This is a genomic window from Pseudomonas sp. Irchel s3a12 (genome assembly GCF_900187485.1).
In the GTDB taxonomy this organism is placed as follows: Bacteria; Pseudomonadota; Gammaproteobacteria; order Pseudomonadales; family Pseudomonadaceae; genus Aquipseudomonas; species Aquipseudomonas neuropathica.
Map to the genome: position 1 here is coordinate 36,826 of NZ_FYDN01000021.1, position 18,886 is coordinate 55,711.

15 protein-coding genes and 2 tRNA genes are annotated in these 18,886 nt (G+C 59.4%); 4 read left to right on the top strand and 13 right to left on the bottom strand.

Annotated elements, in window-relative coordinates; genetic code table 11:
• Positions 1-134: 134 nt before the first annotated feature.
• The 5 genes from CKW14_RS27755 to CKW14_RS27780 all read right to left on the bottom strand — a co-directional run bounded on the left by CKW14_RS27755 (position 135) and on the right by CKW14_RS27780 (position 5,767).
• Complete coding sequence (locus CKW14_RS27755; RefSeq protein WP_176471351.1) at positions 135-446, bottom strand: DUF3077 domain-containing protein; 312 nt, start codon at positions 444-446, stop codon at positions 135-137.
• Between the two features lie 731 nt (positions 447-1,177).
• A complete protein-coding gene (locus tag CKW14_RS27765; RefSeq protein ID WP_095126537.1) occupies positions 1,178-2,473 on the bottom strand; it encodes a virulence factor family protein in 1,296 nt (431 codons plus the stop codon).
• The gene (mprF, locus tag CKW14_RS27770; protein WP_095049105.1) at positions 2,473-5,112 is read right to left on the bottom strand and encodes a bifunctional lysylphosphatidylglycerol flippase/synthetase MprF; all 2,640 of its coding nucleotides are present in this window, start codon (positions 5,110-5,112) and stop codon (positions 2,473-2,475) included. The genes CKW14_RS27765 and mprF overlap by 1 nt, the downstream gene beginning before the upstream one ends.
• A 279-nt stretch (positions 5,113-5,391) precedes the next feature.
• Positions 5,392-5,468, bottom strand: a tRNA-Met gene (locus tag CKW14_RS27775).
• A gap of 222 nt (positions 5,469-5,690) precedes the next feature.
• Positions 5,691-5,767, bottom strand: a tRNA-Met gene (locus tag CKW14_RS27780).
• A 279-nt stretch (positions 5,768-6,046) separates the two neighbouring features.
• On the opposite strand from CKW14_RS27780, the gene dinB reads away from it, so the two are divergent.
• Positions 6,047-7,108 (top strand): DNA polymerase IV, encoded by a 1,062-nt coding sequence (gene dinB / locus CKW14_RS27785; protein WP_095049107.1) that lies wholly within the window; start codon positions 6,047-6,049, stop codon positions 7,106-7,108.
• Between the two features lie 88 nt (positions 7,109-7,196).
• On the opposite strand, the gene CKW14_RS27790 is transcribed toward dinB, so the two are convergent.
• The 4 genes from CKW14_RS27790 to CKW14_RS27805 all read right to left on the bottom strand — a co-directional run bounded on the left by CKW14_RS27790 (position 7,197) and on the right by CKW14_RS27805 (position 11,969).
• Complete coding sequence (locus CKW14_RS27790; protein WP_095126538.1) at positions 7,197-8,150, bottom strand: hypothetical protein; 954 nt, start codon at positions 8,148-8,150, stop codon at positions 7,197-7,199.
• A 17-nt stretch (positions 8,151-8,167) separates the two neighbouring features.
• The gene (locus tag CKW14_RS27795) at positions 8,168-9,883 is read right to left on the bottom strand and encodes a proline--tRNA ligase (protein ID WP_093436373.1); all 1,716 of its coding nucleotides are present in this window, start codon (positions 9,881-9,883) and stop codon (positions 8,168-8,170) included.
• A gap of 129 nt (positions 9,884-10,012) precedes the next feature.
• Positions 10,013-11,572, bottom strand: a complete 1,560-nt coding sequence (locus CKW14_RS27800) for an AmpG family muropeptide MFS transporter (RefSeq protein ID WP_095126539.1) — start codon at positions 11,570-11,572, stop codon at positions 10,013-10,015.
• Positions 11,573-11,615: 43 nt separating this feature from the next.
• Positions 11,616-11,969 (bottom strand): MGMT family protein, encoded by a 354-nt coding sequence (locus CKW14_RS27805; RefSeq protein ID WP_016985281.1) that lies wholly within the window; start codon positions 11,967-11,969, stop codon positions 11,616-11,618.
• 165 nt (positions 11,970-12,134) lie between these two features.
• Here CKW14_RS27805 and CKW14_RS27810 point away from each other — a divergent pair, with 165 nt between their 5' ends.
• Positions 12,135-13,142, top strand: coding sequence for a DUF481 domain-containing protein (locus CKW14_RS27810; protein WP_095049110.1), 1,008 nt, complete (start codon positions 12,135-12,137; stop codon positions 13,140-13,142).
• Positions 13,143-13,305: 163 nt separating this feature from the next.
• On the opposite strand, the gene CKW14_RS27815 is transcribed toward CKW14_RS27810, so the two are convergent.
• Complete coding sequence (locus CKW14_RS27815) at positions 13,306-13,515, bottom strand: cold-shock protein (protein ID WP_002554837.1); 210 nt, start codon at positions 13,513-13,515, stop codon at positions 13,306-13,308.
• A 354-nt stretch (positions 13,516-13,869) separates the two neighbouring features.
• Between CKW14_RS27815 and dcd the strand changes: the two genes are divergently transcribed.
• Both dcd and CKW14_RS27825 read left to right on the top strand, forming a co-directional pair.
• Positions 13,870-14,436 carry a dCTP deaminase gene (gene dcd / locus CKW14_RS27820; RefSeq protein ID WP_093436360.1) on the top strand — a complete coding sequence of 189 codons (567 nt, stop codon included), beginning with the start codon at positions 13,870-13,872 and terminating at the stop codon, positions 14,434-14,436.
• A 107-nt stretch (positions 14,437-14,543) separates the two neighbouring features.
• Positions 14,544-14,753, top strand: coding sequence for a hypothetical protein (locus CKW14_RS27825; RefSeq protein ID WP_007918615.1), 210 nt, complete (start codon positions 14,544-14,546; stop codon positions 14,751-14,753).
• A gap of 46 nt (positions 14,754-14,799) precedes the next feature.
• On the opposite strand, the gene pdeM is transcribed toward CKW14_RS27825, so the two are convergent.
• The 3 genes from pdeM to CKW14_RS27840 form a co-directional block, all read right to left on the bottom strand.
• Entirely contained in the window at positions 14,800-15,456 is a 657-nt protein-coding gene (gene pdeM / locus CKW14_RS27830; RefSeq protein ID WP_093436351.1) for a ligase-associated DNA damage response endonuclease PdeM, read from the bottom strand.
• Positions 15,453-17,942, bottom strand: coding sequence for a ligase-associated DNA damage response DEXH box helicase (locus CKW14_RS27835; protein WP_095126540.1), 2,490 nt, complete (start codon positions 17,940-17,942; stop codon positions 15,453-15,455). Before CKW14_RS27835 ends, pdeM begins: the two co-directional genes overlap by 4 nt.
• Positions 17,943-18,120: 178 nt before the next feature.
• Positions 18,121-18,885 (bottom strand): ABC transporter ATP-binding protein, encoded by a 765-nt coding sequence (locus CKW14_RS27840; protein WP_095049113.1) that lies wholly within the window; start codon positions 18,883-18,885, stop codon positions 18,121-18,123.
• Position 18,886 lies beyond the last annotated feature (1 nt).

An 18,886-nucleotide genomic window follows, 5' to 3' on the forward strand; every position in this document is an offset into this window, starting at 1 on the left:
AGCCTTGTGGTTGGCGGGGGCTTTTTTGTGGGCGGCAACTTCAGATCAAAAGATCGCAGCCTTCGGCAGCTCCTACAGGTTTCGCATTCCATGTAGGAGCTGCCGAAGGCTGCGATCTTTTGATCTTCAAACCTTTACAAGCCTTCAGGTATCTCTGCTTCAGACTCGGTCTTCGTCCGCGCAGGTCGTGGGATCAGCGCTTGGATCACATCATCAATCAAGGCTTTGCCCATCACCGTCAGGTAATACGCGGCCCAGGCATTGCGGTCAGTGTCTCTGATGAAGGCGGCGTCTTCTGCGAAGGATTTGGCGAGGGACAGCAGGTCGGAGGATTGGGACAAGGCATCGATGATCGGGATGCCGGAGCGGACGTTGAAAAACGCTTGATCCGAGTTGTAGAGGCAAGGGGTGAAGCCGATGGTTTTAAGATCAGATGGATTGTTCATTGTCAGTTCCCTTGATTTTGAGAGCTGCCGCATCCGATACCAAGCGAATGGGTGGCAGCTGTGCGCAGGTTGGTAAACCGGGGAACCAAGGAAACCGGCACGCTCGAAAGCGTCCCACACACAGCTGCCATAACACAGGGGCTCGGACGGGATTTCGCCTGAGTCGTGTCGGGTGCGCTGTTGCGCCTTATTCCACCGGGTTACCAAGCCCGATCGCTGAATGGGTCAGCAACGTCCGGAGGGTATCCCGTCAAAAAACAGCGCAATAGAGCGGCAGAGCGTCCAAGCACGAGTTTCGGAGTTTGCCTACAAGGTCTGTGGGCGTCATCTGATATTGCGAGACCAGAAGTAAACGAAACTAAACGTTGCTGGCGGTTTTGCGGGTATTTGTTCAGCAGATGAATGAGTGTGGAGTTGACGATTCGATAATGCCAATCAAGCAGGTGTCCACGTTTTATGGAATGTGGACACTTGGCGTTTTTAGCTTCCTGAAGAGTCAAGAGATTTACGAGCCTTGGCACAAAACCGCTGATCCAGCGCAATTCCCTTGTGGGAGCGAGCCTGCTCGCGAAGGCGTAGTGTCAGTCGACGAATCTGTAAACTGACCCACCGCTTCGCGAGCAGGCTCGCTCCCACAGGGGATTTCCCACAGGGGATTTTCGTGGCCGCTGGAATGTAAAAAGCCCCCGAAACTGTGAAGTTGCGGGGGCTTTTTGTGGGCGTGGCTCAGATCACTCTTCGGCGACCGAGTCCTTGCTCTGGCGCTTCTCGATCAAGTCCACCAAACGCTTGGCCAGCGCCGGGTAGTTCTCGTCGAAGTGGTGGCCGCCAGGCAGTTTCACCGCCTCTCCGACTGCCGTCTTGTCGGTGCAGCCACTTTCATCCGTCTCTTCTTCACCATAGATGCACACGACCTTGGCCGCTGGCAGCTTGGCCATTTCCGGGCCGGTGGCGGCTTCTTTGCCGGCGTTACCCAGCCAGCCTTCGACTTCGATTTCGAAGCTGCCGGTACGGGCGAAGGCCAGCAGGATGATTGCGTCGACGCGCTGCTGCTCGGTTTCTGGCAGGCGGTTGTAGATTGCCGGCAACACGTCGGCACCGAACGAGTAACCGGTGAGGATGAAGCGCTTGGTGCCCCATTTCTGCCGGTAGTGCTGCATCAGTTCGGTCAGGTCCAGTGCGCTTTGCTCCGGGCTCTTGTGCTGCCAGTAGTAGCGCAGGGTGTCGATGCCTACCACCGGGTAGCCGATCTTGGCCATTTCACCGGCCACGTCGCGGTCGAGGTCGCGCCAGCCGCCGTCACCGGAGAGGAACAGGGTCACGGTGTCTTTGGCCTGGCCGGCCGGCACTTCAACCACCGGGATCGCCAGACCGCCGTTGGCCTTGTCGCCGCCGACGAGGATCTTGCGCAGTTCGTTGTTCAGCACTTGCGGCAGGTTGATGTCGTAGTCGCTGATGCTGGTTTCGGCGTTCGGTTGATCGCGCACGAAACCTGCGCTGGCGTCGTCCGGGTTGTCGTTCCACGCCACCAGCCAGTGGCCGTGGGCGGCGGATTTCGGCAACAGGTGAGTGCAGCCGGGTTTTTCCAGCGCCAGGTCCACGGAAATCGCTTGGGCCTTGTCGTCCTTTTGCTCAGACAACCAACGCCAGGCCAGTACCGCGCCGGGGCCGATACCGCTGACCAGCGTAGCCGGGCCGTTCAGTTCGCGCAGACCGGTTTGCAGGGCGCGGCTTTGCAGCAGGCAGTCCTTGGGCAGAATCACCTGAACGATTTGCGCCGAGGCGCTGCGGCTCAGGGTGGTCAGTTGTTTTTCAGAGAGTTTCTGGTCGTCGTTGACCGCGACCAGCACCTGCGCCTTGGGTTTGGTGCCGGGGATGACGCGGGTCAAAACGGTGCCGTCTGCCGCCGTAACAGGTTCGAGCGTCGGTTCTGGTGCCGGACGTTTGAGGTACCAGAAACCGCCGCCGGCAATCACGGCCAGCACGATCAGTGCGGCCAGGATGTACTTCAGGGAGCGTTGAATCATCAGCGTTTCACCAATCCAGTCAAGCCGCCCGCGATCAGGGCAGCAGTGTCGGCCAGCGCCACCAGCGGATCAAGTCCGGCGGGCACGGCCATATAACGGGGTTCCCAGTCAGGCTGGAACTTGTCTTTGAAGCGGCGCAAACCTTGGAAGTTGTACAGCTGCTCACCACGGCGGAAAACCATCGAGCCCAGACGCTGGGTCAGCGGTGCACCACGCCGGGGTTGCAACCCCGACAACGGCACCATGCCCAGGCTGAAGCGCGCGTATCCGTGACTCTTATAGTGTTGAATCAGGCCGACCATCATGAATTCCATGGTCAGCTTGGGGGCGTCCGGGTGCGCGCGCATCAGGTCGAGACTGGCCAGGTCATGGCTGTAAGTCTCGAGCAGGTTGGCGAATGCCACCGGGCGACCTTCGAAGCGAATCACCGCGATGCGGAAATGCTTCAGGTAATCGTCGCTGAATCGGCCGAGGGAGAAGCCTTTCTCACGCACGTTCTTGCCGGTCAGCCATGCATCGGAAATCACTTTCAGCTCATCCATCGGCGCTTGGCCCGGTTCGTGGATTTCCAGCGACAAGCCGTCGCGGGTGCCACGGTTCCAGGTGTAACGCAGGTCCTTCATCTCTTTGCCCTTGGCTTCCAGGTCAAAGCGAAGCAGATCGACCCGGGCTTCTTCGCCGAGTTTGATCGCGGTCAGGCCGATGTCCATGTAGTACGGCAGGTTCTCCGCGCGCACCTGGTAGAACACCGGGCGAGCGTGGTGAATGTCACAAAGGTCGCGGAACTGCCAGATCATCTCGGCGCGTTGCTGGCCGGGGCCGATCGGGTCGTACAGCGCCACCAGGCTGCGGCCACGGCGTGCGTACATCAGGAAGGCTTCGTCGTTCTGGTGAAACAGCAACGCCTTGTCACCGGTCAGCGCGAGGCCACCGTCGGGTTGCGACGATGCCATCAGTATCTTTGCCGCACGATCGAGTTCGTCTGGCGTTGGCAGGTGAATGACCGGGCGCGCGGTGCGCAGCAGCCAGGTCAGCGCGATCACCAGCAACAGCACGGCAGCGCCAAGCAGCGAACGCAGGCCACGCGGGGCGTCAGCGTCGAGGGTGAACTGCCACCACAGTTGATGGCTGTACGGCACGTCCTGATAGGCGAACAGCAGCAGCCACGTCGAAGCGCCCAGCACACAGAGGCTGGCCACCAGATACAGGGGGGAGAAGGGCAGTTCGGTCAGGCGGCTCGGGCGATAGAACGAGCGACGGAACACACCGAGCAAGGCTGCGGTGAGGGTCATCAGCGTCGCTTCTTCCCAGTCGAAGCCTTTAAGCAGCGAGAGCAGGGCGCCGACCAGCAGCAGAATGGTGGTCAGCATCCACGCCGCCGACAGGCGCCGGCGCAGGCCCTGGGCCAGCATCAGGCAGAGCACGCCGATCAGGCTGGCGCCGAAGTGCGAGGCGTCGACCAGACGATGCGGGATCAGAAAGCCGATGTGTTCCAGACGTGTATCGATCTCGGGCGTCGCACCAGAAAACAGCAGCACCACGCCGGACAGGAACACCAACACCGCCAGAATCGGCGCGGCCAGACCAGACGCGGCGCGCATGGTCTGGGTTTGAAACAGGCGCTGACCTTCGTTGATCAGCAGGAATACGCAGGCCACCAGCAGCGGCAACACCACGTAGATCAGGCGATACAGCAGCAGCGCCGCGGCCAGTGGTGCGGCACCTAGCGTGTCGGCGAAAGCGGCCAGCAGAATCGCTTCGAACACACCGACGCCGCCGGGTACATGACTGAGTACACCGGCAGCCAATGCCAACAGGTACACCAGCAGGAATGCGCCGAACGGCGGCGCCTCCGGCAGCAATAGATAGAGAACGGTCGCGGCAGCGGCAACGTCGAGGGCGGTAATGATCAGTTGCAGGAACGTCAGGCGACGCCCCGGCAAGCGCAACGTGCGGCGGCCAACCCTGACCAGCAGGTTGTCGCGCAACGGTTGTTCCGGCAGGCGCCGACGGTAGATGCCAACAGCCAGTACTGCGCCAAGCGCCAGCACGACAGTGGCGACTGTGCCGAGCAGACCTTCGGACAAACCCAAGGCTTGAGAGGCAGCAGGCAGGTCGCTCAGCGTTGCCAATGCAGCCAGTGGCGGCAGGGCGCAACCCAGCGACAGGCTGGCGAACAAGGTCATGTGCGCGACTTCCGACGCCCCCAGACCCAATCGTGCATATAAACGGTAGCGCACCGAACCGCCGGACAGCAGCGACAGACCGATCGCATTGCCAATCGCAAACGCGGTGAAGCCGCCCAGCGCCAATGTGCGCGGCGGCAAGGTCACGCCGGCATAGCGACTGGCCGACCATTCGTAGCCAAGCAGAATAATGAAGCCGACCACGGTCGCGCCGAAGGCGCCGAGCAGGGCGGGTTTCGGCACGTCAAGAATCGAGTCGTGCAACGCATCGAGATCGAGTTCGGCGAGCAGATGACGACAGGCAATCAGCGCAATGGCGAACAACAGCAAGGTGACCCCCAGCCCGATGGGCTGACGGTATTTGCTCAACCGATCCAGCAAGCGCAGGCGCTCGGGTTTGATCGGGTGTTCCGCTGTGACGGTGTCTTGTGGATCAGACGAGTTGGCGCGCATCAATCACCTCTTGGATTGTGCGCGACAGGATGGAGGTATCCAGCCAAGTTACCAATCCCTGTAGAAAAAAATAATCACAAAATACTACGCCTCTCACCGGGCATCGGCGAGGGCAGTTCCTGGATTGCAGAGGCCTTGCCTGCGACTCAAGCATAGTCGCAAGTGAGTACTTCTGAAGATCCCAAGCGGTTCACTGCACAGTGACAGATCATTGTTGCGAAAGGACTTTTTCAACAGATACAAAAAAGGCCACTCTTTCGAGTAGCCTTTTTTGATGTTTGGTTGCGGGAGCCGGATTTGAACCGACGACCTTCGGGTTATGAGCCCGACGAGCTACCAGACTGCTCCATCCCGCGTCTGTGTGGCGGCATTCTACAGGCGAACGGCGAGGTGTCAACCGCTAATCCCATAAAGGGTCAAATAAGTGTGCATTCGCGTCAAACGGTCGCAGCTGATGCGTTAAGTTTCGGAAATGCAAAGAATTCCTGTTTGGCGATCGCTTCTTTATAAGAAGAGGAAATCGACAAAACAGACGCGCACAAAAAAGGCCACTCTTTCGAGTAGCCTTTTTTGATGTTTGGTTGCGGGAGCCGGATTTGAACCGACGACCTTCGGGTTATGAGCCCGACGAGCTACCAGACTGCTCCATCCCGCGTCTGTGTGTCGGCATTCTACAGAGGAACGCAGGGGTGTCAACCCGCAATCTGGATAAATCTGTTGAGGTTCAATCGGTTAGCGCATTTTTACGGGTGTTTGTCACGCTACAGGTCAGGCGGGGCAAGGCTTTCAGCTCTATTGGCGGCCGCTCGTCGATTGAGAAAATAAATTCAAAGGACATTTCCTACCGCTTGGAAAGAACATTCATACCACTGGTGCTATATACAGGTGTCAGTGAGATACTGCCGATCCGGTTCGCCACGTTTCCTTTTCTGACATGACTCAGCGAAAAATCATCCACATTGACTGCGACTGTTTCTACGCTGCCATCGAGATGCGCGATGACCCGCGTCTGGCCGGCAAGCCGTTGGCGGTGGGTGGTTCGGCGGACCGGCGCGGGGTGATCGCCACCTGCAATTACGAAGCGCGGGCCTATGGCGTGCGTTCGGCGATGGCTTCGGGACATGCTTTGAAGCTGTGCCCGGACCTGACCATCGTCAAGCCGCGCATGGACGCCTATCGCGAAGCGTCGAAAGAAATACACACGATCTTCAGCGACTACACCGACCTGATTGAACCGCTGTCGCTGGATGAGGCTTATCTGGATGTTTCCGATAGCGCGCATTTCGGCGGCAGTGCCACACGCATTGCCCAAGACATTCGCCGGCGGGTCTCCAATCAATTGCACATCACCGTGTCTGCGGGCGTGGCGCCGAACAAGTTTCTGGCAAAAATCGCCAGTGACTGGAAAAAGCCCAACGGCTTGTTCGTTATTACGCCGGATCAGGTGGAGGAGTTTGTCAGCGGTTTGCCGGTGAGCAAGTTGCACGGCGTCGGCAAGGTCACCGCCGACAAGCTCGGCAAGCTGGGGATCGTCGACTGCCAGCACTTGCGCGAGTGGGACAAGCTGGCGCTGGTGCGCGAGTTCGGCAGTTTTGGCGAGCGACTGTGGAGTCTGGCCCGTGGGATCGATGACCGGCTGGTGCACAACGACAGTCGGCGTCAGTCGATCAGTGTGGAAAATACCTACGACGTTGATCTGCCGGATCTGCGCAGTTGCCTGGATAAATTGCCCGAACTGCTCGAAACCCTGAAAACCCGTATGGCGCGGATCGACAGCAGTTATCGGCCGGGCAAGCCGTTCGTCAAAGTGAAGTTTCATGACTTTACCCAGACGACACTCGAGCAGGCCGGGGCAGGGCGGGATCTGGGTAGTTATCAGTTGATGCTGACGCAGGCGTTCAATCGCGGCGGGAAACCGGTGCGGTTGTTGGGGGTTGGGGTAAGGCTGGAGGATTTGCGGGGTGGGTTTGAGCAGATGGAGTTGTTTGAACGTTAAAGTCAAAAGATCGCAGCCTTCGGCAGCTCCTACAGGAAAACGCGTTCCAATGTAGGATCTGCCGAAGGCTGCGATCTTTTATGGGGCCTTAATTCGGTCCCGGATCCGCCACCAGACGTCCGGCATCCTTGGTCAGCGACTTGAGAAACTCAGCCTGCAACTCAGGATCGTTACGCGTCAGTTCGATGAGGCTTTGTTCCAGCTCGCTGGCCTCTTCTTCCAGACCCAGTTCCGACAGACGTTTGACCCGGAGCACCCACTGGCTCACTTCGTCGTCTTCCAGGTCGTCATAAATCAGCCCGTGCGCTTCCAGCAACTTGCCACGCAGATGACTGCTGATCACCAGCGATGAGTCAGAGTGCACGTCATCCTTGGCGTCTTCGACGCTGATCTGCAGTTTGCCGACATGATTAAGGTCATTTTCGGCAAACGGACTGTCGAGCAGGTTCAGGCGCAGTACACCGTTACGATCAGTGGTCATGTCGAAGGTCTGTTTGCCAGCCTTGACCTGCACCGGACGTTCGCTCCACGGCAGGCTCGAATACTCCGTACGCTTGTCGCGCTGGACTTCATCGATGCCGGCCAGGTTCTGTTGCGCGCGACCGTTGGACTGCGCGTTCATGAACGGGTTGAGCCCGGCAAAACCATAGCTAAGCCAGTCCCTGGTGACGCTGTCCGGCAAGTTGCCGAGGGCGAACACATTGACCACGTTGGCGCCGATGCCGCCCACCACGGCTACCGCGCCCAGCGGAATCTCATAGATCTCCCGCCAAGGCTGGTAAGGCGTGTAGCGATCGTAGCGACGCGTCACTTCGAACTCGGTGACTTCGAAGGTCTTCTGCTCGTTGATCTTTACGCGTCGCTGCGGCAGCTCAAGCTCCTTAGGCTCACCGACATCGATCTGCAGGCTGTGGTCGAGCAACTTTCGCTCGACCCGCTCTTCGTGCTCGCTGCGTTGTGACATGTGATTGGCACAGCCGCTGACCAGCAGGGCACCGCACAGGGCGGTGCCACCTAGGCCTAAGGTGTTTCGCTTGAACATGACGTCTCTATCTGGTTTCAGCGGCGGATACGGGCCTGAAGGAAGGACACCACATCGGCGACCGGCAGCGCTTGCGCTTCCGGCTCGGTACGGCTCTTGTATTCCAGGTTGCCTTCGGCAAGACCGCGGTCGCTGACCACGATCCGGTGTGGAATGCCGATCAGCTCCATGTCCGCGAACTTGATGCCCGGGCTGGTTTTCTTGTCGCGATCGTCCAGCAGCACTTCGAAGCCGGCGGCTGTCAGTTCGGCGTACAGCTTGTCGGTGGCTTCGCGCACCTGCTCGGTTTCATAGCGCAGCGGTACCAGAGCGATCTGGAACGGCGCCAGGGTGTCGCTCCAGATGATGCCGTTGGCGTCGTTGTTTTGCTCAATGGCCGCAGCCACCACGCGAGACACGCCGATGCCGTAGCAACCCATTTCCAGGGTGACTGGCTTGCCGTTCTCGCCCAGCACTTCACACTTCATCGCTTTGCTGTACTTGTTGCCAAGCTGGAAGATGTGCCCGACTTCGATACCGCGCTTGATTTCCAGCGTGCCCTTGCCGTCCGGGCTTGGGTCACCAGCGACCACGTTACGCAGGTCAGCCACGGTCGGAACTGGCAGGTCACGCTCCCAGTTCACGCCGAAGTAGTGCTTGTCGTCGATGTTCGCGCCGATACCGAAGTCGCTCATCAGCTCGACCGAACGGTCGATGATGATTGGCAGCGGCAGGTTCAGCGGGCCGAGCGAACCGGCGCCGGCGCCGATGGCGTCACGCAGTTCGGCATCGGTGGCCATGACCAGCGGGCTGGCTACGCCAGGTTGCTGGGCAGCCTTGATTTCGTTGAGCTCGTGGTCGCCACGGATGACCAGTGCGATCAGCTTGCCTTCTTCTTCGGCGCGCACGATCAGGGTCTTGATGGTCTTTTCAATCGGCAGATTGAATTTTTCCACCAGCGCCGCGATGGTTTTGGTGTCTGGCGTATCGACCAGGCGCAGCTCTTCGGTCGGAGCAGGGCGCGAAGTTTCGCGTGGCACGGCTTCGGCTTTTTCGATGTTCGCCGCGTAGTCGGAGCCGTTGCTGAAGACGATGTCGTCTTCGCCGGATTCGGCCAGTACGTGGAATTCGTGCGAACCGGCACCACCGATCGAACCGTTGTCGGCTTCAACCGGACGGAATTTCAGGCCCAAGCGGGTAAACACGTTGCAGTACGCTTGGTGCATGCGGTCATAGGTGACCTGCAGCGATGCCTGATCAGCGTGGAACGAGTAAGCATCTTTCATGATGAATTCACGGCCACGCATCAAACCGAAGCGTGGGCGGATTTCGTCACGGAATTTGGTCTGGATCTGGTACAGGTTGATCGGCAACTGTTTGTAGCTGCTCAACTCGTTGCGCATCAGATCGGTGATCACTTCTTCGTGGGTCGGGCCCGCGCAGAAGTCGCGACCGTGGCGGTCTTTGATGCGCAGCAGCTCAGGGCCGTACTCTTCCCAGCGCCCCGATTCCTGCCACAGCTCGGCCGGTTGGGTGCTCGGCATCAACACTTCCAGAGAACCGGCAGCGTTCATCTCTTCGCGAACGATGGCTTCAACCTTGCGCATGACTCGCAGGCCCATGGGCAGCCAGGTGTACAGGCCCGAGGCGAGTTTGCGGATCATGCCGGCGCGCAGCATCAGCTGGTGGCTGATCACGACCGCGTCGGAAGGCGTTTCTTTCTGTGTGGCGAGCAAAAATTGACTGGTGCGCATGGTTGGCCGTTGTCGGTTGCTATGACTGGAAATGACTCCGCAGTGTACCGGCGAGATTTGCCGACGTACAGGCGTGAGGTCAGTGGGGAGGCACGACGGCGAGATTCCTCCCGCCGTTGCCGAAACGTCTTACGATTCTTCTGCGACCGGCGTCGGCACAGGCTCGGGCGTTGGCGTCGGGCCTTCGCGGCGGCTTTCCTGGAACCAGTGCAACGCGATCAGAATCAGCGTCGGCACGCCGAGCAGAGCGGTGATCAGGAAGAAGCTGTGATAGCCGAACTTTTCCACCAAGACACCGGAATACCCGCCCATCAGGCGCGGCAACAGCAGCATGATCGAGCTGAGCAGCGCGTATTGCGTGGCCGAGAACTTCAGGTTGGTCAGGCTCGACAGGTAGGCAACGAACGCCGACGTCGCCAGGCCGGAGCTGAAGTTATCGAGGGAAATGGTCACCATCAGCATCTGCAGGTTCGGACCCATGTCAGCGAGCATGACGAACAGCAGGTTGGTGGCTGCCGAGGCCGCGCCGCCGATGAACAGGATCGGCAGAATGCCGAAGCGCACGATCAGCAGGCCGCCCATGCCGGCGCCGACCAGCGTCATGATCAGGCCGAAGATCTTGCTGACACTGGCAATCTGATCCTTGGTAAAACCCTGATCGATGTAGAACACGTTGGCCATGACGCCCATCACCGTGTCCGACATTCGATAGGTGGCGATCAGGCCGAGCAACAGCAGTGCCTGCCAGCGATAGCGCAGAATGAAGTCGTTGACCGGCGTCAGCACCGGGGCGAGGCCGCGACGGCCCATGGTCGACAGGCACAGACCGGTCAGCAGCGTATACAGAATGGCACGCAGGAACGCGCGGTCTTCGAGCAGCAGGTCGAGCGGGCTCATGCCGCCGAACAGTACGCTGGCGAAATCAGTGTTGTAGAGCTGGGTGAACATCGCCGGTACCGAGACCAGCAACACGATGAGCACAAACACCGACATCAGTTGGTGCATGAAGGTGTAACGCCCGGCCTGTAACTGAGTGCGTAGCGGCACCGGCGGCTCGCGCATGAACAGCGTGGTCAGCAGCGCGGGAATCATCAGTGCACCGAACAGCGCGTAGGTGCCGGCCCAGGCCGAATGCTGATAGTTGAAGCCAGTGGAGCCGAAGCCCTCAGCGAAGAACAGCGCACCAGCAGTGGCCAGCAGTGCAGCCACGCGATACCCGGACATATAGCTGGCGGCGAGGGCGGCCTGGCGGTTGTCTTCGGCGATTTCCAGGCGATAGGCGTCGACCGCGATGTCTTGGGTGGCGGAGGCGAAGGCGACAACAACAGCAATGGCGATCAACCAGGACAGGTGCTTTTGCGGGTCGCAGAAACCCATGCCGATCAAGCCGAGGATGACCAGGGCTTGTGAGAGCACCAGCCACGAACGGCGACGGCCAAGTTTGCCCAGCAACGGCAGGCGCCATTGGTCGAGTAAAGGTGACCAGACCCATTTGAACGCATAGGCCAGGCCGATCAGGCTGGCGTAGCCGATGGTTTCACGGGCGACACCGGCTTCACGCAGCCAGACGGATAGCGTAGAGAACACCAGCATGTACGGCAGGCCGGCGGCGAAACCGAGCAACAACAGCACGAGCGTCGAAGGACTGGCATAAGCGGCTAGCGCGGCGCGCCAGGTTTTACGGGGCATGGGCTGAAGTCTGCCTCAAGATTGCGGAAACAAAGCGCGCACTCTAACCGCTGTGCTCTACCGGACGCCAGCCATGGCGCTGAATATCCACACGATTGTTCAGGACGGTGATGCCTTCCATGCGCAATCGGGCCCGCTGTTCATCGCCGGACGGGCTGCCCACCGGCAGGCTGATCCGACCGCCGGCGCCCAGCACGCGGTGCCAGGGCAGCTTTGTATCGCCGGGTAACTGACTCAAGGTGCGGCCGACCCAGCGGGCGGCGCGCCCCAATCCGGCCAGTTCAGCTAACTGACCATAGCTGACGACTTTGCCTTCGGGCACTTGGGCGAGCGTCGAGTAGAGCGCCGTGCGTCGGATTTGCGCATCGTTTTCAACGCTGTCGAGCGGGTCTTTCACGTGCGCGGTTCCTGAGCATGAACAGTTTGATGGCTTTCAGAGTAATCGGTGATCGCGCAATTGAGAAATGAACTCATCGGAAATAGTCCGGTCAGTCCTTGTCAGGGTCTTATTCCTACGGATAATGCCGACCTTTTTTCGCAAACTTGAGCCTTCGATTTGCTTATGTTGTCCAGATCTCTGCTGTGCCTTGCTGTTTTCAGTGCGTCCACGCCCCTGCTTGCCGACACCGTCTGGTTGAAGAACGGTGACAAGTTGAGCGGCACCATCACCGTGTTCGATGGCGGCAAGCTGTTGATCCAGACCAAATACGCCGGTGCGGTCACCATTGACTGGAAAGAGGTCAAGACGCTGGACAGTGATCAGCACTTGCTGGTCAAGCAGGATGCCTACAGCGGTGAAGTGTCCAAGTCGCTGACGGCTGCCGAAGATGGCAAGGTCACCCTGGCCAATGGTGAGGCGCCGAAAACCGTTGAGCTGGCGAGCATTCAGCAGATTCTCAAGCCGAAACCGGTGGTCGAAGATCTGGTGTGGAAGGGCAATGTCGACCTGGCGCTGGATTATCAACGCGCCGAGAAAGACACCGATGACTACGATGTCGGCTTCAAGACCACGGCGCGTCATGGTCGCTGGCGTCATACCGCCGAAGGTGAGTACAACCGCGAAGTGCAAGACGACGAGACCACTACCAATAACTGGCGCGCCGAGTACGCACTCGACCGCTTCCTGACCGATAAATGGTTTTGGCAGGGCCGTCTGAACTACAAGCGTGATCACATCGAAGAGCTGGCACGCCAGCGTGTGGTCGGTACCGGTCCCGGCTATCAGTTCTGGGATGACGAGTTGGGCGCGTTCTCGCTGGGCTCGCTGCTTAACCGCACCGACTACGAGTATCGCGATGGCAGCAAGGACAACTTCTATTCTGTCGCGATGAAGTGGGATTACAACCGTTACCTGATCGGCAAGAAAGTCGAGTTCTTCACCAACGGTGAAGTGGGCAAGCCGCTGTCCGGTGTCGCCGATTACGCGCTGGATGCTGAATTGGGGCTGCGCTACAAGGTCACCGACTGGGCATCGCTCAACCTCAAGGCTGAACGCGACATCATCAGCGGCACCAACGATGCCGATCTGAACAAGACCCGTTATACCGCCGGGTTTGGCGTGGCCTGGTAAGGCACCCACAAAAAATCGCAGCCTTCGGCAGCTCCTACAGAGAATTGATGTACATCCTGTAGGAGCTGCCGAAGGCTGCGATCTTTTTTTACGCCCGGAAAAGAGGCGCCCACAAAAAAGCCCCGCTTTTAAGGGCGGGGCTCTTTTCTAAAGAAGCTACAAGTTAGATAACTTGTACTTCTTCAGCTTGCATGCCTTTCTGACCGCGGGTAGCGATGAAAGAAACCTGTTGGCCTTCTTTCAGGCTTTTGAAGCCGTCGGATTGGATAGCTTTGAAGTGAACGAACAGGTCGTCACCGGATTGTGGAGTGATGAAGCCGAAGCCTTTTTCATCGTTGAACCACTTAACGGTACCGGTTTGGCGATTAGACATGGTGTAACTCCTTGAACAAAGATAACTGCGACTCAGGAAGAACCCTGGCCGAGACTGAGTGCAAAGAGCAGGAAAAATTCTTGTAGATGGTTGGATCGAAATTCAACATATCGTGTAGAGATTCTCAGTGACACAAGCAACACAGTGACGCCACCTTAACCCAGTTTCCGAGAAGTGCCAATGCTTCTTGCGAAGGTTTCTCTGTTTTCGGGATCGGCGGTGTGACGGTTCGTCGCCAAAGCCCGTATTTCATGGGTGTTCGGCGAGAATTGCACCGCGCACTTTGAACCGGGCGGCGCGCCCGGTAAGATGCCGGACAGAATTTTTCCACCTCGCTATTCAGGACACCCCGCCATGAGCATCAAATCGGACAAGTGGATTCGCCGCATGGCGCAGGAACAGGGCATGATCGAGCCGTTCGTCGAGCGCCAGATGCGCGGCAGCGATGACAGCCGAGTGATCTCCTACGGTGTGTCGAGCTACGGCTACGACGTGCGCTGCACCAATCACTTCAAGGTGTTCACCAACATCAACTCGTCCATCGTCGACCCGAAAAACTTCGATCCGGGCAGCTTCGTCGACGTCCACAGCGACGTTTGCATCATTCCGCCGAACTCCTTCGCCCTGGCCAGCACCGTCGAATATTTCCGCATTCCGCGCAATGTGCTGACCATCTGTCTGGGCAAAAGCACCTACGCGCGTTGCGGCATCATCGTAAACGTCACGCCGCTTGAGCCTGAGTGGGAAGGCCACGTGACCCTGGAGTTCTCCAACACCACCAACCTGCCGGCGAAAATCTACGCCAACGAAGGCGTGGCGCAGATGCTGTTCCTCGAATCCGACGAGGAATGTGAAGTGTCCTACAAGGATCGCGGTGGCAAGTACCAGGGCCAGCGTGGCGTGACCTTGCCGCGCACCTGATCGGTCCATCCGACAGATCGCGGGAATTCTTTGGCGGGCAGACACTCTATGGGGTGTACTGCCCGTTTTTGCTTTCGGCAAAACGGGCCTTCGCCGAGGAGTGCCCTATGAAGATCGATCCGCAAATCACTGCCGAACTGGCAAGGCTCGAGCCCAATCAGATTGGCGTATTGGCCTGGTCCTTGTTGGCGCATCCGCCACTGAGCATGGCCGGCGGAATTCCCGGACAGCCCGATCCCGATACCCCCAACGAACAACCCACCGAGCCTGGCGAACCGACGCTTCCGGACGAGCCGCCACCGGCACCGGTTGCCTGATCTGCATTGAAAACCAATGGCCAGTCAGATGAGGTCTGCAAGGACTTCAACTGACTGGCCATATTTCGTTATCGCCGATGACGAAAATCCTGCAACTCTCTTCGCGCTCGACCGCATAGCCGCCGGTGAAGGCGCCGAATGCCGGTAGCAGGCTGAGGCGTTCGCCGAGCCTGAAACACGCCAGTCGCAAGCTTTGCCGACCCTTGCCGCGCAGCCGATAGACCGGGTGTACGTGACCCGCCAGCACGTGCCTTTCAGGGTGCGGATCAGGCTCATGCTGCAAGGCGAACGGCCCGAGCAGCAGCGGTTCCGGCACCACCCGGATATTCAGCGATTCAGGTGGATCACCGGCGCGTTTGTCATGATTGCCGCGAATCAGTGTCATCGGCAGATCAGCGTGGCGCGCGCGCCATTGTGCCAGCGCGTCCAGCGTACCTGGCGCATGAGAGCCGGGCCCGTGGAGGAAGTCACCGAGAAAGATCAATAACCGGCAGGGCAGCTTCGCCAGCAGCCGATCAATCACTGCGATATTGCTCGCCGTGGTGCCGTGCGGAACCGGTTGACCCAGACTACGGTAAGCCGCCGCTTTGCCGAAATGCACATCGGCAATTAGCAGGACCTGTTGCGCGGGCCAGTACAGGGCTTTTTCCGGCAAAAGCCATAGTTCTTCGCCGGCCAGGCGTACTGGGTAGCCTGAACTCATGAGGATTTATCCTTGTCTGCGCTGTTCTCCAGATCACCAACCATTCGCCTGATGCGATCAGCGAGTTTTTCCGAACTCATGCTTTCGCGCATGCGCTCCACCAGCAGCGGGAAGCCCAGTGGTGTAGGACGGTTAACCTGATGCACGTCCAGTTTCATCTGATTGATCCGGTCCAATGTCTGCTCCAGACGCTGAATATCCAGTTCTTCTCGCAGGACTTCTTCCCCGGCCTGGGCCAGCAACAGATTATCTGCGTCGTATTGTTTGAACACTTCAAAAAACAGTCCGCTGGACGCCTGCACCTGTCGGGTGCTTTTCGGTGCGCCGGGGTAGCCGGCGAAGACCAGCCCGGCAATCCGCGCGATCTCGCGAAAACGGCGCAAGGCCAGTTCGCCTGCGTTCAGACTGGCCAGAACGTCCGCTAATAAATCATCGGCATTGAAGAGATCGGCATTCAAATACTCGGCCCAGTCGATCGGCGTGGCGCTGAGCAATTCCAGGCCGTAATCGTTCACCGCGATGGAAAACGTCACAGGCTGCTGTTGACTGACGCGCCATGCCAACAGGCTCGCCAGTCCCAGATGCACCTGGCGCCCGGCAAAGGGATAGAGGAAAAGGTGCCAGCCTTCGCGGGACTTCAGCACCTCGGCCAACAGGTTTTCGGTGGTGGGCAGTCCAGACCAGCGCATCTGCGTTTCCAGTAACGGCCGCAATGCGTGCATTTCCGGCCCGACAAACTCACCCTGCGCGGCCGCGCTGAAACGACTGACGACGGCGGCGGCGAGCTCATTGGAAAGCGGCATGCGCCCGCCATTCCAGCGCGGCACGGCGGCTTTTTTCGCGGTGCTGCGTTTGACGTAAGCGGTCATGTTTTCCACTCGCACCAACTCCAGCAAACGCCCGGCGAAGAGAAAACCGTCACCCGGTTTAAGCCGCGCGATGAAACCTTCCTCAACACTGCCCAACTGTTTGCCACCGCCGCCCTTGCTCCAGAATTTCAGATGGATGCTCGCGTCACTGACGATGGTGCCGATGCTCATGCGATGGCGCCGCGCCAATCGCGCATCCGGCACTCGCCAGACGCCGTGCTCGTCTGGCTCGACCCGGCGGTAATCCGGATAGGCTGTCAGAGACATCCCGCCATGGCGTACGAAAGCCAGCGCCCAGGCCCAGTCAGCAGCTGTCAGGTCACGATAAGCCCAGGCGCCACGGACTTCTTCGTACAGCTCATCGGGTAAAAATCCACCGCCGAGGGCCATGCTGACCAAATGCTGGACCAGCACATCCAGCGGTTTGTGCGGTGACTGGCGTGGTTCGATACGCCGTTGTTCGACGGCATCACGGGCGGCAGCGGCTTCGATCAGCTCAAGGCTGTGAGTCGGCACCAGCGTTACTCGCGAGGTGCGTCCCGGCGCGTGGCCTGAACGACCGGCGCGTTGCATCAGGCGCGCGACACCTTTGGCCGAACCGATTTGCAGCACGCGCTCGACTGGCAGGAAATCCACGCCCAGATCCAGGCTTGAGGTGCAGACCACGGCTTTGAGTTGTCCGTCTTTCAAGGCCTGCTCGACCCAGTCGCGAGTCTCGCGAGACAGCGAACTGTGATGCAAAGCGATCAACCCGGCCCAGTCCGGCCGTGCCTCCAGCAGCGCCTGATACCAGATTTCCGATTGCGCTCGGGTATTGGTGAAAACCAAGCTGCTGGCGCAGGCCTCCAGTTCGGCGACCACTTGCGGCAGCATCTTCAGGCCGATGTGTCCGGCCCATGGAAAACGCTCGATGGCCGGTGGGAGGAGAGTGTCGACCTTCAGCGCTTTTTCGCTTTGTCCCTGAATGCTGACGCCGCCGCCCTGTGGGATCAGCACTTGTTCGGCGTGGGATTGATTACCGAGAGTGGCGGACACCCCCCAGACGATCAGTTCGGGTTGCCAATGCCGTAGGCGGGCGAGGGCCAGTTGCAGTTGCACGCCGCGCTTGTTGCCCAGCAGTTCGTGCCATTCATCGACGACGATCATGCGTAGGCTCGCCAGCGCCACTTGGGCATCGGCGCGGGCGAGCAGCAGGGTCAGGCTTTCCGGGGTGGTGATCAGCGTGGTCGGCAGGCGCCGGCTCTGCCGGGCGCGTTCGCTGCTGCTGGTATCGCCGGTGCGCAGGCCGATGCTCCATGGGATCTGCAAATCATCTACCGGCGCTTGCAAGGCGCGAGCGGTGTCGGCGGCGAGGGCGCGCATGGGCGTGATCCACAGCACGGTCAGCGGTTCGGCCGGTGGTTTGCGCTTGCGTGGGGTTTCAACAACAGCGGCGGGTTTGGCGAAGCGATTGAGCGCGGCAAACCACACCGCATAAGTTTTACCGGCGCCGGTGCTGGCGTGGAGCAGACCGGATTGGCCGTTTTTCACCGCCGCCCAGACCTGTTTCTGAAAGGCGAACGGCTTCCAGTTGCGGGCGCTGAACCAGGTTGTTGCAAGGTCGGAAGATTTCGCCATGCGGGCTGCGCGCGCTCTGGAGGTGTTCTTCCAGTGACCACATCAGTTGGCGAAAGGTTTAATCAGGGTGACCGTGTAGGAGCTGCCGAAGGCTGCGATCTTTTGATCTTGATCTTGATCTCTACAAAACAAGATCAAAAGATCGCAGCCTTCGGCAGCTCCTACAGGGGAACGTGGGCTACTTGAGGTTACCGCTGAGGAATTGCTTGAGGCGTTCGCTTTTCGGGTTGCCGAGCACTTCTTCGGGGGCGCCTTCTTCTTCCACCAAGCCTTGGTGCAGGAACAACACCTGGCTGGAAACCTTACGAGCGAAGCTCATTTCGTGGGTCACCATGATCATGGTCCGACCTTCTTCAGCCAGCCCCTGAATCACCTTCAACACTTCCCCCACCAATTCCGGATCGAGCGCCGAGGTCGGTTCATCAAACAGCATTACCTCCGGTTCCATCGCCAGCGCCCGGGCAATCGCCACGCGCTGTTGCTGACCGCCTGAGAGAAACGCCGGATATTGATCGGCCACTCGTGCCGGCAGGCCAACCTTGTCCAGATAACGCCGCGCACGTTCGTCGGCTTCCTGTTTGCTGCAACCCAGCACCCGGCGCGGGGCCATGGTGATGTTTTCCAGCACGGTCATGTGGCTCCACAGGTTGAAGTGCTGGAACACCATCGCCAACCGCGTGCGCAGGCGCTGCAGTTCATCGGCGTCGGCGACGTGCATGCCGTGGCGGTCGGTGACCATGCGGATCGCCTGGCCATCGAGGCTCATGGCGCCATCGTTAGGTTGTTCGAGAAAGTTGATGCAGCGCAAAAAGGTGCTTTTGCCCGAGCCGCTGGCGCCGATCAGGCTGATCACGTCGCCGGTCTTGGCCTTGAGCGAAACGCCTTTGAGCACCTGATGGTCGCCATAGCTTTTGTGCAGGCCTTCAACGGTCAGTTTGTACATG

Coding starts and splice junctions, on each gene's coding strand:
- CKW14_RS27755 (WP_176471351.1), bottom strand. CDS start 446: ATGAACAATCCATCTGATCTTAAAACCATCGGCTTCACCCCTTGCCTC.
- CKW14_RS27765 (WP_095126537.1), bottom strand. CDS start 2,473: ATGATTCAACGCTCCCTGAAGTACATCCTGGCCGCACTGATCGTGCTG.
- mprF (WP_095049105.1), bottom strand. CDS start 5,112: ATGCGCGCCAACTCGTCTGATCCACAAGACACCGTCACAGCGGAACAC.
- dinB (WP_095049107.1), top strand. CDS start 6,047: ATGACTCAGCGAAAAATCATCCACATTGACTGCGACTGTTTCTACGCT.
- CKW14_RS27790 (WP_095126538.1), bottom strand. CDS start 8,150: ATGTTCAAGCGAAACACCTTAGGCCTAGGTGGCACCGCCCTGTGCGGT.
- CKW14_RS27795 (WP_093436373.1), bottom strand. CDS start 9,883: ATGCGCACCAGTCAATTTTTGCTCGCCACACAGAAAGAAACGCCTTCC.
- CKW14_RS27800 (WP_095126539.1), bottom strand. CDS start 11,572: ATGCCCCGTAAAACCTGGCGCGCCGCGCTAGCCGCTTATGCCAGTCCT.
- CKW14_RS27810 (WP_095049110.1), top strand. CDS start 12,135: ATGTTGTCCAGATCTCTGCTGTGCCTTGCTGTTTTCAGTGCGTCCACG.
- CKW14_RS27815 (WP_002554837.1), bottom strand. CDS start 13,515: ATGTCTAATCGCCAAACCGGTACCGTTAAGTGGTTCAACGATGAAAAA.
- dcd (WP_093436360.1), top strand. CDS start 13,870: ATGAGCATCAAATCGGACAAGTGGATTCGCCGCATGGCGCAGGAACAG.
- CKW14_RS27825 (WP_007918615.1), top strand. CDS start 14,544: ATGAAGATCGATCCGCAAATCACTGCCGAACTGGCAAGGCTCGAGCCC.
- pdeM (WP_093436351.1), bottom strand. CDS start 15,456: ATGAGTTCAGGCTACCCAGTACGCCTGGCCGGCGAAGAACTATGGCTT.
- CKW14_RS27835 (WP_095126540.1), bottom strand. CDS start 17,942: ATGGCGAAATCTTCCGACCTTGCAACAACCTGGTTCAGCGCCCGCAAC.
- CKW14_RS27840 (WP_095049113.1), bottom strand. CDS start 18,885: ATGTACAAACTGACCGTTGAAGGCCTGCACAAAAGCTATGGCGACCAT.